This window comes from Oceanospirillum sp. (genome assembly GCF_048265165.1).
GTDB lineage: Bacteria > Pseudomonadota > Gammaproteobacteria > Pseudomonadales > Halomonadaceae > Oceanospirillum.
The window spans coordinates 59,848-74,583 of sequence record NZ_JBLXCD010000008.1; the positions used below are offsets into that span (position 1 = coordinate 59,848).

At 50.5% G+C, this 14,736-nt stretch carries 17 protein-coding genes; 13 read left to right on the forward strand and 4 right to left on the reverse strand.

The annotated features are described in order from the left end of the window. Window positions 1–20: 20 nt before the first annotated feature. On the reverse strand, window positions 21–230 hold the full coding sequence (locus ACN0R8_RS14140; RefSeq protein ID WP_417598672.1) for a type II toxin-antitoxin system RelE/ParE family toxin: 210 nt from the start codon (window positions 228–230) through the stop codon (window positions 21–23). Window positions 231–329: 99 nt separating this feature from the next. On the opposite strand from ACN0R8_RS14140, the gene ACN0R8_RS14145 reads away from it, so the two are divergent. The 10 genes from ACN0R8_RS14145 to ACN0R8_RS14190 all read left to right on the forward strand — a co-directional run bounded on the left by ACN0R8_RS14145 (window position 330) and on the right by ACN0R8_RS14190 (window position 9,801). Beyond that, window positions 330–1,622 carry a TonB-dependent receptor gene (locus tag ACN0R8_RS14145; protein WP_417598527.1) on the forward strand — a complete coding sequence of 431 codons (1,293 nt, stop codon included), beginning with the start codon at window positions 330–332 and terminating at the stop codon, window positions 1,620–1,622. Window positions 1,623–1,787: 165 nt separating this feature from the next. Next, window positions 1,788–2,693 carry a metal ABC transporter substrate-binding protein gene (locus ACN0R8_RS14150; RefSeq protein ID WP_417598529.1) on the forward strand — a complete coding sequence of 302 codons (906 nt, stop codon included), beginning with the start codon at window positions 1,788–1,790 and terminating at the stop codon, window positions 2,691–2,693. Then, window positions 2,671–3,294 carry an ATP-binding cassette domain-containing protein gene (locus ACN0R8_RS14155; RefSeq protein ID WP_417598531.1) on the forward strand — a complete coding sequence of 208 codons (624 nt, stop codon included), beginning with the start codon at window positions 2,671–2,673 and terminating at the stop codon, window positions 3,292–3,294. Before ACN0R8_RS14150 ends, ACN0R8_RS14155 begins: the two co-directional genes overlap by 23 nt. Next, a complete protein-coding gene (locus ACN0R8_RS14160) occupies window positions 3,284–4,078 on the forward strand; it encodes a metal ABC transporter permease (RefSeq protein WP_417598533.1) in 795 nt (264 codons plus the stop codon). The genes ACN0R8_RS14155 and ACN0R8_RS14160 overlap by 11 nt, the downstream gene beginning before the upstream one ends. A gap of 189 nt (window positions 4,079–4,267) precedes the next feature. Further along, a complete protein-coding gene (locus ACN0R8_RS14165) occupies window positions 4,268–5,095 on the forward strand; it encodes a DUF3450 domain-containing protein (protein WP_417598534.1) in 828 nt (275 codons plus the stop codon). A 1-nt stretch (window position 5,096) separates the two neighbouring features. Then, window positions 5,097–6,596 (forward strand): MotA/TolQ/ExbB proton channel family protein, encoded by a 1,500-nt coding sequence (locus ACN0R8_RS14170; RefSeq protein WP_417598537.1) that lies wholly within the window; start codon window positions 5,097–5,099, stop codon window positions 6,594–6,596. A 3-nt stretch (window positions 6,597–6,599) separates the two neighbouring features. Further along, on the forward strand, window positions 6,600–7,214 hold the full coding sequence (locus tag ACN0R8_RS14175) for a MotA/TolQ/ExbB proton channel family protein (protein ID WP_417598539.1): 615 nt from the start codon (window positions 6,600–6,602) through the stop codon (window positions 7,212–7,214). Between the two features lie 61 nt (window positions 7,215–7,275). Then, window positions 7,276–7,677 (forward strand): ExbD/TolR family protein, encoded by a 402-nt coding sequence (locus ACN0R8_RS14180; RefSeq protein ID WP_078320425.1) that lies wholly within the window; start codon window positions 7,276–7,278, stop codon window positions 7,675–7,677. Next, window positions 7,664–8,365 carry an energy transducer TonB gene (locus tag ACN0R8_RS14185; RefSeq protein ID WP_417598541.1) on the forward strand — a complete coding sequence of 234 codons (702 nt, stop codon included), beginning with the start codon at window positions 7,664–7,666 and terminating at the stop codon, window positions 8,363–8,365. The genes ACN0R8_RS14180 and ACN0R8_RS14185 overlap by 14 nt, the downstream gene beginning before the upstream one ends. 74 nt (window positions 8,366–8,439) lie before the next feature. Further along, entirely contained in the window at window positions 8,440–9,801 is a 1,362-nt protein-coding gene (locus tag ACN0R8_RS14190) for a tetratricopeptide repeat protein (protein ID WP_417598543.1), read from the forward strand. Window positions 9,802–9,809: 8 nt separating this feature from the next. Here the strand turns inward: ACN0R8_RS14190 and ACN0R8_RS14195 are convergent, their stop codons facing one another. The 3 genes from ACN0R8_RS14195 to ACN0R8_RS14205 all read right to left on the reverse strand — a co-directional run bounded on the left by ACN0R8_RS14195 (window position 9,810) and on the right by ACN0R8_RS14205 (window position 11,085). Further along, window positions 9,810–10,106 (reverse strand): HigA family addiction module antitoxin, encoded by a 297-nt coding sequence (locus ACN0R8_RS14195; protein ID WP_417598545.1) that lies wholly within the window; start codon window positions 10,104–10,106, stop codon window positions 9,810–9,812. Then, on the reverse strand, window positions 10,106–10,291 hold the full coding sequence (locus ACN0R8_RS14200; RefSeq protein ID WP_417598547.1) for a type II toxin-antitoxin system RelE/ParE family toxin: 186 nt from the start codon (window positions 10,289–10,291) through the stop codon (window positions 10,106–10,108). Before ACN0R8_RS14200 ends, ACN0R8_RS14195 begins: the two co-directional genes overlap by 1 nt. A 149-nt stretch (window positions 10,292–10,440) precedes the next feature. Further along, window positions 10,441–11,085 (reverse strand): glutathione S-transferase, encoded by a 645-nt coding sequence (locus tag ACN0R8_RS14205; RefSeq protein WP_417598549.1) that lies wholly within the window; start codon window positions 11,083–11,085, stop codon window positions 10,441–10,443. 312 nt (window positions 11,086–11,397) lie between these two features. Here ACN0R8_RS14205 and ACN0R8_RS14210 point away from each other — a divergent pair, with 312 nt between their 5' ends. The 3 genes from ACN0R8_RS14210 to ACN0R8_RS14220 all read left to right on the forward strand — a co-directional run bounded on the left by ACN0R8_RS14210 (window position 11,398) and on the right by ACN0R8_RS14220 (window position 14,460). Beyond that, entirely contained in the window at window positions 11,398–12,489 is a 1,092-nt protein-coding gene (locus tag ACN0R8_RS14210; protein ID WP_417598551.1) for a TRAP transporter substrate-binding protein, read from the forward strand. Between the two features lie 123 nt (window positions 12,490–12,612). Then, a complete protein-coding gene (locus tag ACN0R8_RS14215) occupies window positions 12,613–13,164 on the forward strand; it encodes a TRAP transporter small permease subunit (RefSeq protein WP_417598553.1) in 552 nt (183 codons plus the stop codon). A 9-nt stretch (window positions 13,165–13,173) separates the two neighbouring features. Then, entirely contained in the window at window positions 13,174–14,460 is a 1,287-nt protein-coding gene (locus tag ACN0R8_RS14220; RefSeq protein ID WP_417598555.1) for a TRAP transporter large permease, read from the forward strand. Window positions 14,461–14,736: the final 276 nt, after the last annotated feature.

The following is a 14,736-nucleotide window of genomic DNA, read 5'->3' on the forward strand; positions in this document are numbered from 1 at the left end:
GTCAAAAAAAGTGCTCATGGTTATCTCCACTGTTCAATCAGTTGTTTCAGCGCTTTGCGCTCATCGGAACTCAGATTATCTTTTTCATTTTTTGGGTAGATCAGTAAAAGCGCAATGTGAGACTTGGATACAAAGTGATAATAAATCACCCGGGAACCGCCACGTTTGCCTCGGCCTCTGGATGCCACACGCACTTTACGCAGACCGCCAGTGACTGCAAATCTATTTATGCGGGCTAGACAATAAAGCGGTTATGACTTGATTAAGGTTGCTTACTATATTAGATTGCACCAAATGTTATGTTGTAACATATCTTAATGAGGTGTTTTGTGATCAAAAAATCAGTACAGAAAAGTTTACTCGCTCTTGCAGTTGGCTTGGCCAGTGGTTCAGCTATAGCCGCAGATCAGGCAAATAGAGATGTTGATGTTTCCATTATTCTTGAAGGGCTCTTCTATAACGAGCTCAGCTCTGGCACATCTTCCCCTGAAGGGTTTGGGGAGAGTGGACATGATCATGGCCATGACCATGGTCACGGGGATGATGGCCATCAGCATGGTTTTGAGGAAGGCTTTGGCATTGGTCATTCTGAGCTGGCAATTGATGCTGGCCTGGGTGCTCTACTGGATGGTCGTCTGTTGCTGGGTTTTGATGATAGTGATGTCGCTGTTGAGGAAGCCTGGGTGAAGACCCGCTCTCTTCCCGCTGGCTTTCAGTTGAAGTTTGGTAAGTTTCTGTCTGATATCGGCTATGTAAACAGCCGCCATACCCATAGCTGGGACTTTGCTGATCGCCCTCTGGTCAATCAGTATCTGTTTGGTGACCATGGCTTGCAGGATGTTGGTTTGCAGGGCACATGGCAGCTACCTACCGAAAATTATGCACTCTTGGGTGTTGAGTTACTGCAGGGGCAGGGAAATACATTTGATGTTTATGCAGAACAGGAAGATGTTCTGGAAGAACAGGACAGTGGCCCACGCGTTGTTACAGCCTTTATGAAATACGGCCCGGATCTGGGTGCTGATCATGCGGTGCAACTCGGCTTATCCGGTGGTTATGCCAATCAGTATGTTGGGGGATATGACAAACATTTCCATGGCACAGAGCCTCATACGACCGCCCAGATTGGCAGCAGCTGGTTTGCCGGCGTCGATGGCGTTTATAAATACTCCTCCGGTAAGGCTTATGGTGAAGGTGATCTGCGTTTAACGTCTGAATACTTCTATGTTGCGCGGGATCTTGCTCAGTACAGTGGTGACTACCATGAAGAGGATGGCGATTATCATCTTGAAGGCGCAATAAAAGGCGACTCCTATACGGAAGAACAGGATGGCTTTTATGTTGAAGGTGTCTATGGCGTATTACCGCGCTGGCAGGTAGGTCTTCGGGCTGAAGCCTTGGGCCTGATTAATGAGAAGTGGGGCGGTGGTCATGATACCGAACTGGATTCTCTGGATACCTCTTACAAGTATTCCGGACAGATTACCTGGCGCCCGGTTGAGCCTGTTTTCCTGAGAACTCAGTTTAACCATAAAGACTTTGCCGGTGATGATGGCAGCAGTAATGAGGTGGTTCTACAGTTTAATGTTGCCTTGGGCGCCCATGGTGCGCATAACTTTTAAGCTTTCGTCAGCGTTGTCTCAACGCTGATCTGAGCCCGGCCTGAGTCGGGCTTTTTGGCAGAAAGGAAGCATCTACGCCTAGGTCTTCTGGACTATAGGTTTCCTTTTCTGCCGGTTTCTTTCATTGGTATTTCTCCTTCACTCGTGTTTTATCAGGCTGATATTATGTTGCGTCTGTTTCTGTTTTTTATCGCGCTTTTACCCATTCTCAACGCCAGTGCCGATGAGTCTGTCCGTGTTGTGACAACCACAAATAGTTTAGGTATGTTGGTGAATGAGATCGCTCAGCCGCTTGTTGAGCAGCGCCAACTTGAACTGAAAGTACTGGCATCCCCCGGTCGGGATGTACACTACCTGGATGCCCGGCCCAGCTTTATGGCCGCTGTGCGAAGAGCTGATCTGCTCATTGATACAGGTGCCGGACTGGAAGAGGGGTGGTTGCCTGCGATAACGGCAAATGCCGCCAACCCGGACATTAATAGCGGTCAGCCGGGGCGTTTAAGCCTTGCTACTTCTCTGCAACTTCGCCCTTCCATTACCACAACGGGCCCCCATGCCGGTCATGTGCACCGTCATGGCAATCCCCATTTTAATATTGATCCACTCCGTATGGCGAAAGCGGCAAGGCTTGTTGCCCGCCGTCTTGGGCACTTTTTTCCAGATCAGAAAGCGCTATTGATTAAGCGCTCCTATCACTTGGAACAAGAGTTAAAGCAAACAGCTGAATACCTGTCTGAACAGCTGGTTCCGGGTCAGCGTTTTATCGCCTATCACGAAGATGTTGATTACCTGGAAGCCTGGCTGCCGGTGCAGAATATTGGCTATCTGGAGCCTTTGCCGGGTTTGCCACCAACTTCTAAACATCTGCGTGAACTGGTTGAGAAACACCAGCAACAGGAGTCGGCCCGTGTGTTGTATGCCCGCTTTAATCCGGATCAGGGCGCGCGTTTTCTGAACGAGCGTTTAGGCTGGCCAACGTATGCTGTCCCCCTTGAGCCGGAAACCCCGGACTGGAATGGCTATAAAGAGCTACTGCAGGCTTGGGCGAATGCTTTTGAACAGAAATCGTGACACCGGGTCTGGTCTGGTTTCTCTTCACCTGGCTTGCATCGGCTACCCCTCGGCACCGGATACACATATTGGCCCGTTGAATCTAAGGGTGTTACCCGGAGACAAAATCGCGCTAACCGGGGGTAATGGTGCCGGAAAGTCGTTGTTACTGAAAACTCTGTCAGGACAAGTTTCGTTGATAAGCGGCTCCCTTGACCGGGCAACATCCCGTTATCTTTTTTTAGCGCAGGAGCACCCGCGGCCTCCGCTCTGGCCATTGAATGGCTGGGACTGGATGAATATTTTTGTTGAGGGTAAAGCGTCAGAGTGCCGCTTATCAGCAGGCTTGTTGGATAAACGTCTGGATACGTTAAGCGGAGGGCAGTGGCAGCGAGTGCGTCTTGCGGCGGCACTGGCAAGTAAGCCGGATCTGCTGCTGCTGGATGAGCCCACCAATCATCTGGATGAAGCCGGAAAGCGGGATCTGGTGGACGGGTTATCGCAGCTGCCGGAAACCTGTGCCCTGCTGATCACCACCCATGATGATGAGCTTGCCGAGCGTTTATCGTTAACGGCTTGCCCCATGCAACGACTGATGGAGCCAACCAACCATGTTGGATAGTTTTTGGCTTTGGCCTTTTTTATCCGGTTTGGGAGCTGCTGTTTTGCTGGGCTTGGCCGGTGCGTCTCTTTTTATACGTTCAGCATCGGTACAGGGGCTGGCCATTGCACAAGGTGCGGCGGCAGGTGGTATTTTGGCAACAGCCTTGGCTTTGCCAATACTCCCGGTGGCTTTTTTATTGGCAGGGGGGATTTACTGGTGGATTCAGTATGCTGCCCGTCTGAAGTCCGAGCGGATTTTGTTAATTTTTCTGCTGGGTGGGGCGCTGATCAATGCTTTGTTAGCTAACACAGCGCACCTGCATACCTCAGCGGATCGTTGGTTGGCCGGTGATATCTATTATGTCGGTCAGGGTGATGCATTCTGGCTGCTGATACTGAGTGGTTTGACTCTGGTACTGGCTCCGTTGTTACGCAATGTCTGGCAGAAAAGTCAGCTGGCACCGGATTGTTATGGGTCGCCATTAACGGTGCTGCAGCGTTTGCCGGAAGCTTTATGGCTACTCTGTGTTGTGGTCTTAAGCAGTTATCTGTTAGGGCTTCCGGCATCACTTTTTTTATTACTATTTCCTGCATGGCTGTCAGCTTACTGGAGTCGGGGGTTATCCCCTTTTCTCTGGTGGAGTATTTTCCTGAGTGTACTGCTATTTTTGTTGGCATGGTTTACGGCGCTTTGGTTTGACCAGCCTTTTGCACCAGTCCTGATTCTTGGGGGCTGTGTCTGTTTTCTATCGGTTTATGCCACTTATCGATTAACGATGCTTGTGCGGGTTTACTTCCGGTAAGTGCGCAGCGCCTCATTTCTTGTGTAACGGTCTACACACCTGAGTAAACTTTCTAATTGATGCCTGAATTGTAAATGGCCTTTACGCCAAATATCAACAAATGATAGTAATTCCTATTTACAAGGGTGTGTGTTTCTCAATATCATAGCGCTATTGAGTTGTCACTTTAGTACAAACACGGATCTGTCTATGTCTCTTTACCGCTATCTGCTCAAGTCTGTCGTTGCCCCTGTTTTTATGGCAACGACAGTTTTTATATCGCTACTGTTCGGTTTGCCAAAAGCTCATGCCAGTGAGACGGCCGTTGACCAAAGTATTAACGCTGTGCAGCAGGTCCATCGCTCGGGAGCTGAAAACCAGCTAAAAGTGGATGACCTGTCTGTAGAGAGTCGCGCCCTGTATCAGGAATATCAGCAAGTACTGCGTCAGGCTGAAACCACAGAGGCTTATAACCGCCAGCTGAGTCGTCTTATTGACAGTCAGCAAGAGGAACTGACCAGTATGGATCGCCAGATTCAGTCTCTGGAGGATACCGACCGCTCTCTGCTGCCGATGTTGGTGCGTATGGTGTCTACGCTGGAGCAGTTTGTGGCCCAGGATCAGCCCTTCTTGCTGGATGAGCGCCAGCAGCGGGTTGCCCGGCTTCAGACACTTCTGGATCGGGCTGATGTCAGTCTGGCGGAAAAATACCGTCTGATTTTACAGGCCTATCAGGTAGAAGCGGATTATGGCCGCAGTCTGGAGGCGTATGAAGGTGAGGTCTCCACTGAGGCCGGTCAGCGTCGGGTTACTTTTCTGCGTTTAGGCCGTGTGGCGCTTTACTACCAGTCAGCCAATGGTAAAACGGGTGGCCTCTGGCTACCAGATGCACAGCAGTGGCAGGCACTAGATGGTGATGAAAATCGTGTTCTGAAAAATGCGATTGCGATGGCCCGTCAGCAAATTGTTCCTGAGTTACTTAATCTGCCGTTACCTCTGCCATCTGCCGTGTCCGTTTCCACTGAAGGTGATGCTTGATATGCGTTTTATAAACTCCCTTTCTACCGTGCTTTTGTCATCCGTTTTAAGCCTTTCAGTCTCGGTTTTCGCTGCCGGGGAGGCGACCTCTGTTTCTGCTCAGGTATCAGGCCAATCTCAGCAGTTAAATCGTCAGCTGTTAAATGATGTTCAGAACTTTGTTGCAGAAGATCGTGCTGAGCAGCAAGCACGATTAAAGTTGTTTTTGCAGGATAAAACCCGACAGGAATCCTTGCTAAGGCAGGCAAAAGAGCGTCTGCAGCATGCGGATGATGAGCAGTTGCGGCTGAAAAACCTGTTTGATAACAATGAAGATAAACTGGTGGAGCTGGAAACGCTGTTGAAACAGCGTACAGGGCAGCTGGGTGAGGTCTTTGGTGTCGTCAAAGAACAATCTGCGGAGTTGAAAGAGCAGCTGGGAAGCTCTTTGGTGGGTGCGGAGTTTGCGGGTCGTGAGCAATCGTTGAACTTTGCCAGTGAAAAAGCGATTCCCACCATGGCGCAGCTGCAAACTCTTTGGTTTCAGTTCCAGCATGAAATGACGCATTCGGGCACCATTAGTCGATTTAATGCTGATGTTGCGGATACTGACGGTCGTATTGAAAGTCAGCCCGTACTTAGAGTAGGCACTTTTAATGCTATTAATGAAAACGGTGAGTTCCTTAGTTGGCAGCCGGAGCGTCAGCAGCTAGGTGTGCTGGCCGGGCAGCCGAAAGACAAACATCAGGACCAGGCTCAACGCTTTTTTGATGCGGTTTCAGACTCCGCAGACTCTCAGCAAAGTGAACACTTGTTGGTGGATGTCAGCTCGGGTCAGTTACTGGCGCTGATTGGTCAGAAGCCAGGGCTTATGGATCAAATCCGGCAAGGTGGTTCTGTCGGTTATATTATTCTTGCCTTGGGTGTGATGGGGCTTTTGACAGCATTTTATAAATTGGTGCGGTTGAGCGTAGTTCGTCACAAAATTGTCCGTCAGCTTAAGGCGGAGTTGCCGAAAAATGATAACCCTCTGGGGCGTGTTTTACTGGCTTGTCAGGAAAAGCTACAACAGCTGAAAGCCAATAATCAATCGGTTAATGATGAAGCGGCAACAAGTGCCCTTAACAGTACTCTTGACGAAGCGCTGTTAAAAGAGTTACCCGCACTGGAGTCCGGTCAGTCGATGCTGAAGCTACTGGCCGCAGCGGCTCCATTGTTGGGTCTTTTAGGTACGGTAACCGGCATGATAGGTACTTTTCAGAGTATCACGCTGTTCGGCACCAGTGATCCGAAGCTGATGGCGGGAGGGATCTCTCAGGCATTGATTACAACGGTATTTGGCCTGATTGTGGCGATTCCGATGCTGTTCAGTCATGGGGTGTTAAGCAGTCAGAGCCGTGCCTTGCTGATGATTCTGCAGGAGAAAAGCTTAGCTCAGCTGAACCAGTTGACGGTCTGGCTGCCGACGGCAAAGCCTGACGTTGCCGGAAAAAAAACGTCTGAAGCGACAACGGTGAGCTAAGCCATGGATGAGGTTTGGTTTTACCTGCAGCAGTTTTTTGATATTGACGCATATCAGATGACACTGGATCAGTTTCTTACAGCCGGTGGCTGGGTGATGCAGATTATTGTCCTGCTGTGTCTGGTGCTTTTTTGCCTGCTGGCCGAACGGTATTGGTTCTGCTTTAGCGGTTATTCACAGCTGTACCGGCAATTATATCAAGAGCAGAAAAGCGTATTTCAGGAGCGCCTGAAAGAGGTAAATCCTCATCAGATAAGTGTTGCCCGTATTCAGAAAGACCCTTTGCTGAAAAGCTTGCTGTGCGATCTGCGCCTGGCCCTGAATGAGCGTCTTGGCATGATTCGCAGCCTGATCGCCCTTTGCCCGCTATTGGGTCTGTTGGGCACCGTGTCGGGCATGATCCAGGTGTTTGATGTTCTGGCGGTCAGTGGTACGGGAAACCCACGGTTGATGGCTGCTGGTATTGCCAGTGCCACCTTGCCAACGTTGGCGGGTATGGCCGTTTCGGTAACAGGGCTTTTGCTGTACAGCTATCTGAAAAGCTGGAGTGATCGGCAACAGCAGCAGTTGCACAGTCATCTGCTGCAGGATCTGCAACAACTCCCTAGGCTGTCATGATGTTAAGCAGAGCTACCCTTTTATTGGTCATTGCCACTGAATTTTTCACAGGAACCGCTTTATGAGCCGTTTTCTCAGCCAGCAGCAGGATGAAGCTGCCATCGATATGACACCTATGCTGGATGTGGTGTTTATTATGCTGATCTTTTTTATCGTCTCCACTTCTTTTGTCCGTGAGGCGGGTATTGATGTGAACCGGCCCTCTGCCAAAACCAGCGAGGGTCAGACACAAAGCGCGGTCATGATCGCCCTGTCTCCGGAGGGTGAGGTTTGGCTGGACCGGAAAGCAACAGATCTGCGTATGGTTCGCCCGACTCTGGAGCGTCTGCGCAGTGAACAGCCGGGGTTAAGCGTTGTTGTTCAGGCGGACAGCAAAAGTACCACAGGAGATCTGGTGAAACTGATCGACCAGTTGCGATTGGCCGGTGTGAAGTATACGGTGGCGACCCGTGACGGCGAGTAATACTTCCTCCAAAGCGAGCGTTCGTTCAGCCTCACTGCGTACCCGTTTGAAACCCCTGCTGGTTTTGCCTGTTGGTATACTGCTGACACTGGTATTTTTTGTGCTTCTGGCTGAGATGGTGCAGATGGATCAGATGCAGACATTACCGGAAGACAATAGCGCTGAACTCAGTCTCTTTATGCTGCAGGATGAATCTGATCTGGAGGTTCGTAAAAGAGCCCGGCCAGAACCACCGGAGCCTGCGCCGGAAAAACCAGCTATGCCTTCGGTAAGTCAGCCTCTGCAAAATATGCCAGTTACAGACGTTCCGACTCCGGATCTGGATCTGCCAGATATTGCTGCAGAAAGCTCCTTTCAGCTGGATGTTGATATTAGTCAGTTCCAGCCCGGTGAGTCGGCTATGCAGATTGCAGAAAACCCTATGCCTTTGAGTCGGGTTAATCCGCGTTATCCCCGCAAGGCGTTGCGCCGGGGGGTGGAAGGTCAGGTGGTTCTGGAGTTTGTCGTTGATGCCAATGGAGATGTGGTGGAAGACTCCATCAAAATTGTCAGTGCCACACCAAAAGGTTTGTTTGAACGCACCAGTATTCGCGCCTTATCCCGCTGGCGCTTTCAGCCGAAGAAACAGGGAGGGCAGGGAGTTCCGTTCCGAGCCCGACAAACTCTGGTCTTTAAGCTGGCGCAGTAATAGAGCACAGGCCGATACAGTTTGGCTTGGCTTGATGGGTATCGATACGTAATTCAAAGGATAACGAGGGCAGCATGATGAACTTTCACAATGGACTGGCCGCTTGCCAATGTGGTGCAGGCAGAAGCACACAGAATAAAAAACATTGGTTGCAGCAGTACCGGTCTGGCCTGATGTTTCTGCTGATGCTCACCAGCAGTCTTGCCTTTACCGGTGTCCAGGCAGCCAACCTGTCTCCTGCTGAATTTAAGCAGATTCAGGAGATTCAGGCTCTGCAGACTGAGGCCCGTTGGCTTGAAGTGAAAACCCTGATCGGGCAGCAGTTGACGGAAGAACCCAGTGAGCTGATGCAGGCGATGCTTTGGCGTGCCCTTGCCCAGGCGGAACTGCAGGATGCTAACTATGAGAAAGCCCTTACCGCTATCCGCAACGCCTGGCAACTGAAGCAGCTGCCTGAGGCGGATCAGCTTAATCTGCAGGGGTTGTTGGCCCAGTTGATGATTCAGCAGGATGAGTTGGATCAGGGGATTATTTTGTTTGAGGATTGGCTGGAAAAAACACCGGAAGAGCAACGACAGCCCCGCCACTTTCTGACGTTAGCCCAGGCCTACAGTCAACAGGAAAGCTGGAGCAAAGCACTGCCTAACGCCAAAGAAGCGGTGGCTCGCCATGAGTCTGCACCGATTCCCTGGCTCTCTTTACTGGTTGGTTTACACGCCCGTCTGGAGCAATGGCCTGATGCGGCTAATGTACAGAAGCGTATTCTGATTCAGGAGCCCCGGCAGATGCGTCACTGGCGACAGCTGGCGATGCTGCAGTATCGCCAACCCGCTCGTCATGGCGCAGACCCGGATAGCATTAATCAGGAGGCCGTGGCCAGTCTGCGAATCGCCTGGGAGCAGGGGTTATTTGATCGTGCCAATGATTACCAGCTGCTGAGTCAATGGTTGAATGCCAGTGGGCAACCTTTAAAAGCGGCACAGGTATTGACGGATGGTCTGGAAAAAGAAGCCTTTGCGGTCAGAGGCGCCGACCAAGAACGGGTCGCTACTGAGCAACTGTCCAGTCTCTGGTTAAGGGCTAAAGAATGGGACAAGGCTGAACATACTCTGCAGCGGATCGTTGCTTTATATGAGCAGGAACCCGATATGGCTGAACGTTTGGCTGGGCTTTATAAACAGATCGCCCGGTTACAGATGCAGCAGAAAAAATGGCAGGCAGCTGGTAATACCCTGAGCACTCTGCTGGCAGAGTACCCGGCAGATCCCGCCGAAGTCTTGTTACTGCAAGGCATTGTCCTGCTACAGCAGCAGCAGGTGGAAGCGGCGGAAGGTAAATTTCATCTGGCGGAGCAAAACGTTGATTCCACATCCGATGAGTATGTTGGCAAGAATGCTCGTCAATGGCTGAGGTATATCGAGCAGATTCGGAGTTAAGTGCGAAATTAGGAAACCACCAGATTGTATGGTGATACCTGTAAGGTGCCCTGCTGCTGTCTTGCCTGCCAGAGGTCGTAGGCGCTCTGCAGTCTTAGCCAGTGGTCTGCGGAGGGTTTGCCGAATACCAGTTCCAGTCGTAATGCCATCTCAGGGGTGATCGCCCCTTTGCCATTCAGCACTTTCGACAGTGTTTTCCGGCTGACATCCAGATGCTCGGCAACATCCGTGATCGTCAGCTCCAGCGTTTCAATCACCAACTCCTTGAGTATTTCACCGGGGTGGGCGGGGTTGTGCATGCGCATCAGTGATAATCCTCGTAATTTACAATTTCGACATCGCGGCCAATAAAGCGATAAGTAATACGCCAATTGCCGCTGACGCGCACCGACCAGATATCATCCCTGTTACCTTTCAGTTTGTGCATAAAGAGACCCGGAAGATCCATATCATCGGGGCTGGCAGCCTGATCAAGGTTGGTTAGATTCACTTAATAGAAATAGAAAATAGCGTCCCTTGCTACCCTGAGACAGAAAAAAATTAATACTCTCGGGCTACCACGCGGAGCGTGGGAGCCAGTCTGTTGTTTCTCAGCCAGAGGGCGTGGGAGCCAGTCTGCTTCCCGAAGGATGAACACCTTCACTCTGCCGGAAACACCACCACTTCATCCTCTTCCTGCCACGGCTCAAACTTGGTCATGGCCTCTAGAAATACGGGGTGTTCTAACCATTCCTGCAGCCATTGTTGCAACTTCGGGTAGGGAAGTGCGTAAAACGTCTGGCGGTCAACGTGGGCAAATTGGCGCACAAAGGGCATGATGCCGATGTCGGCGATGCTGATCTTGTCGCTCAGCAGGTAAGGCCGGTCGGTCAGTAAGCCTTCAAGTACCTGTAAAAACACCTCGCCGTTTTGGCGGTATTCCCGTTGGCTCATTTCAGGGTGGCGGTCGGCGTATTTATAGCGATCCAGCCAGTGTTTAAAGTCACTATCGTTCTGATCCAGAAGACCCGCCGCTAAGGAAATATCTGCATCCAGCAAACCCGAGGGGTCGTTCTGTGTCAATGCCCACTCCAGAATCTCCCGGCTTTCTTCGATTACGTTACCATCCGGCAGTTCCAGCACAGGAACCGTCCCCTTCGGACTGATCGCCAGCATAGGCGCGGGTTTACTTTTCAGGATGATCTCCCGCAACTCAACCTGCAATCCGGCAAATAATAGCCCAAGACGGGCGCGCATGGCGTATGGACATCGACGAAAGGAGTAGAGGCGGGGGAGTGTACGCATAATGTGTGTTTTCCAAAGAAGTGGACAAGTATTTTGAATTGGACAAAACCCTTTAAAATCAATGGCTTTGGCTCGATTTTATGAGTGTTTAGTGTAAACAAACCTGATGCTGACCACCAAGGGGTCTACGTATTTTTACGTAGTCGGGTGCGTAGTTTCTACAGGTGGGCTACGTACTCACCCGAATAGTGGCTGATATTTGTTTTTGTAACTATCCTTGCTGTTCAAGAAGCCTGCAGGTTCTGTGTTGGTTATAACTGATATCAGAACATTAGTCAGGCATTCCGAAAAACGCTGAGGATGATAAAAACAATGTTTAGCGCTCTGAAAAAACTTCCCTTTGGTAAGAAGGCTCTGGCAGCAGCAACCTGCCTGAGTATTCTTGCAGCTCCTGCGATGGCAGACGATAAAGTTTACCGCCTTAAAATGGCGGAAGGCTGGCCGACTAACTTCCCGATCTTTGGTGACTCACCGCGTAATATGGCGAAGATGGCTGAAGAGATGTCCGGTGGTCGCCTGAAGATCACAATCGATTCCGCCAATAAGCACAAAGCGCCTCTGGCGATCTTTGATATGGTGAAAGGCGGCCAGTACGATATGGGCCATACTGCATCCTACTACTGGAAGGGTAAAGATCCGAACACCCTTTTCTTTACTACAATGCCTTTCGGTATGACAGCGCCTGAGCAGTACGCTTGGTTCTATCACGGCGGTGGTATGGAACTGATGCAGAAGGTGTATAAGCGTCACCGTATGCTCTCTTTCCCTGGTGGTAACACGGGTATCCAGATGGGTGGTTGGTTCCGTAAGGAGATCAACTCTCTGGAAGACCTGCAGGGTCTGAAAATGCGTATTCCTGGTTTCGCTGGTGAAATTCTGGCAGAGCTGGGCGCTAAACCAACGAACATTGCAACCGGTGAGCTGTATACCTCACTGGAACGTAACACCATTGATGCACTGGAGTGGGTGGGGCCTTCTCTGGATCTGCGTATGGGCTTCCATAAAATCGCACCTTACTACTACACCGGTTGGCATGAGCCTGCAACCGAACTGCAGTTCCTGATCAATGAGCGCAGTTGGAAGAAACTGCCGAAAGATCTTCAGGAAATTCTGCGTGTTGCGATGCGTACCGCATCTTATGACATGTACACTCAGTCGACCCACGCTTCCGGTGAGAACTGGGCAACGATGAAGCAGGAATACCCGAATATTCAGGTAAAACGCTTCCCGGATGAAGTGATCGAGGCGATGCGCGCTGCGAACACTAAACTGTTGAAAGAGAAAGCTGAAGCCGATCCAATGGCAAAAGAGATTATTGAATCTCAGGCTAAGTATCTGAAACAGGTTCGTGCCTGGACCAATATTGCAGATAAGCAATACCTGGACTCAATTGCCGGCGAATAACTCCGGCTGATACTGTAACTCCGACCGGAATATACCTCCCGGTCGGGGTTATGGTTTTTTCTACTGTGTGACGGTTTTATTTTTACTCCTTTCCATTATCACCTTGCCCCGATAGGAATAGCTATGTCCCCGACATCTGTGCCTCTGCTTGTGCGGCTGGAGAACGGCCTGAACTGGGTCTCCGATCGCCTGGGCACTTTTTCTGCCCTGTTATTTCTGCTACTGCTGGCGAATGTCTTTTATGACGTGCTGGCCCGTTATCTCTGGAATGATGTATCCATTGCCCTTCAGGAGCTGGAGTGGCATCTGTTTGCGGCTATGTTTCTGTTTGGTGTGCCTTATACCCTGAGAGCTGGCGGTCATGTGCGGGTCGATCTGATCTACGAGCGTTTGTCACCTAATGCTCGTGCCTGGATCGATTTTATGGGAACACTGGTTTTCCTGTTTCCTTTCTGCCTGTTGGTGGGTTGGTTTGGTATCGATTTTGTTAAGGAAGCTTACGAACTTGGTGAGAGCAGTGGTGATCCGGGTGGTTTATCTCAGCGTTGGATTATTAAAGCTGCGATTCCGGTTTCTTTTGCGTTTATGGCGATGAGTGGTCTTGGGCTACTACTGAACTCGGTGAATACCCTGCTGGGCCACCATAAACCGATTTATCATAAAACAGATCTTTAGGAGACCGCTATGACAGGTGTTTTGATGTTTGCAGCGGCTCTTGTACTGCTGCTTATGGGTTTTCCTGTTGCCTTCACTTTTGGTGGGGTGGCGCTGCTTTTCGGTGTCTTTTCCGAGGGCATGGAGATGTTTGCCTTTATGCCGTACCGTGTGATGAGCATCATGCAGAACACGGTAATGATGGCGATTCCGTTGTTTATCTTTATGGGGCTGGTTCTACAGAAAACCCGTCTGGCAGAACAGTTGCTGGAATCCATGGGGACGTTGTTTGGCCGGGTGCGCGGCGGTATTGCGATCTCCACTATTCTGGTGGGTGCGCTGCTGGCGGCTTCCACAGGTGTGGTGGGCGCTTCTGTTGTGGCCATGGGGCTTATTTCTCTGCCGGTGATGCTTAAATATCAGTACGATAAGCGCCTTGCCTGCGGAACCATCTGTGCCTCCGGTACTTTGGGCCAGATTATACCACCGTCGATCATTCTGATTTTACTGGGTGATGTGATGGGGATTCCGGTCGGGGACCTTTTTCAGGCTGCAATCGGCCCAGGCCTTTTGCTGATCGCCGCTTATATTGTTTATATTCTGATTTATACCTGGCTGAAGCCGGAAGCAGCGCCAGCGATGCCGATGGAAGAGGGTGTTGATCGTAAGGCACTCTACCTTAAGGCGATTCGTGCCATTGTGCCGCCACTGGCTCTGATTCTGGTAGTTCTGGGCTCTATCTTTGGTGGTATAGCGACACCAACCGAGTCTGCTGCACTGGGGGGCGCCGGTGCTGTTGTACTGGCATTTTTCTATAAGCAATTCAGCTGGAAGATGGTTTTCGACAGCAGTATTGAAACCGTAAAAGTGACCGCGATGGTTTTTGCGATTCTACTGGGTGCGACCGCTTTCTCAATGGCGTTCTCCTATACCGGTGGTGAAGAGGTCGTGGAAGAGTTGCTGCTCGGTCTGCCCGGAGAAAAATGGGGCTTCCTGGTACTCTCCATGCTGGTCATTCTGGTTCTGGGTTTCTTTATCGACTTTGTGGAAATTGCCTTCATTATTGTGCCTATTCTGGTGCCGATTGCCGAGATTCTGGGTATTAATATGACCTGGTTTGCGATCCTGATTGCGATGAACCTGCAGACCTCTTTCCTGACACCGCCCTTTGGCTTCAGCCTCTTTTACCTGAAAGGGGTGGCACCGGATGGTGTGACTACAATGGACATTTACAAGGGAGTTATGCCGTTTATTGCCCTGCAGGTGCTTGTGTTGCTGGCACTGCTGGTATTCCCTGAGTATCTGGGTTTTCAGTAAGTTGGTTTTTTGAGTCACGGCCGTAGGCTGTTTCTTATATAGCGCTATCTTTTGCATGGAAGAGCCTGAAAGGGTTCTGTTCCCTTCGCATCCGCAGTGGTGCACTGTCTTCTCTTCTGCCTCAGAAGAGAAGGCAGACTTTTTCTCAGTAACTTTCCTTATTTTGCTTCCCTTTGCTACAGAAACGATATTTATTGCCTGTCTTGTCTTGCCTGTTGCTTGCTTAATCCTGACAATAGTTTCTTTTTATCACCATCATGTTGGCAGGATGCCCGC

Bases quoted from the DNA above. Each gene is read 5' to 3' on its own strand.
- ACN0R8_RS14180 (WP_078320425.1), top strand. From the start codon at position 7,276: ATGAGCCGTTTTCTCAGCCAGCAGCAGGATGAAGCTGCCATCGATATG.
- ACN0R8_RS14210 (WP_417598551.1), top strand. From the start codon at position 11,398: ATGTTTAGCGCTCTGAAAAAACTTCCCTTTGGTAAGAAGGCTCTGGCA.
- ACN0R8_RS14155 (WP_417598531.1), top strand. From the start codon at position 2,671: ATGCTTTTGAACAGAAATCGTGACACCGGGTCTGGTCTGGTTTCTCTT.
- ACN0R8_RS14160 (WP_417598533.1), top strand. From the start codon at position 3,284: ATGTTGGATAGTTTTTGGCTTTGGCCTTTTTTATCCGGTTTGGGAGCT.
- ACN0R8_RS14215 (WP_417598553.1), top strand. From the start codon at position 12,613: ATGTCCCCGACATCTGTGCCTCTGCTTGTGCGGCTGGAGAACGGCCTG.
- ACN0R8_RS14190 (WP_417598543.1), top strand. From the start codon at position 8,440: ATGATGAACTTTCACAATGGACTGGCCGCTTGCCAATGTGGTGCAGGC.
- ACN0R8_RS14170 (WP_417598537.1), top strand. From the start codon at position 5,097: ATGCGTTTTATAAACTCCCTTTCTACCGTGCTTTTGTCATCCGTTTTA.
- ACN0R8_RS14220 (WP_417598555.1), top strand. From the start codon at position 13,174: ATGACAGGTGTTTTGATGTTTGCAGCGGCTCTTGTACTGCTGCTTATG.
- ACN0R8_RS14195 (WP_417598545.1), bottom strand. From the start codon at position 10,106: ATGCGCATGCACAACCCCGCCCACCCCGGTGAAATACTCAAGGAGTTG.
- ACN0R8_RS14150 (WP_417598529.1), top strand. From the start codon at position 1,788: ATGTTGCGTCTGTTTCTGTTTTTTATCGCGCTTTTACCCATTCTCAAC.
- ACN0R8_RS14175 (WP_417598539.1), top strand. From the start codon at position 6,600: ATGGATGAGGTTTGGTTTTACCTGCAGCAGTTTTTTGATATTGACGCA.
- ACN0R8_RS14205 (WP_417598549.1), bottom strand. From the start codon at position 11,085: ATGCGTACACTCCCCCGCCTCTACTCCTTTCGTCGATGTCCATACGCC.
- ACN0R8_RS14165 (WP_417598534.1), top strand. From the start codon at position 4,268: ATGTCTCTTTACCGCTATCTGCTCAAGTCTGTCGTTGCCCCTGTTTTT.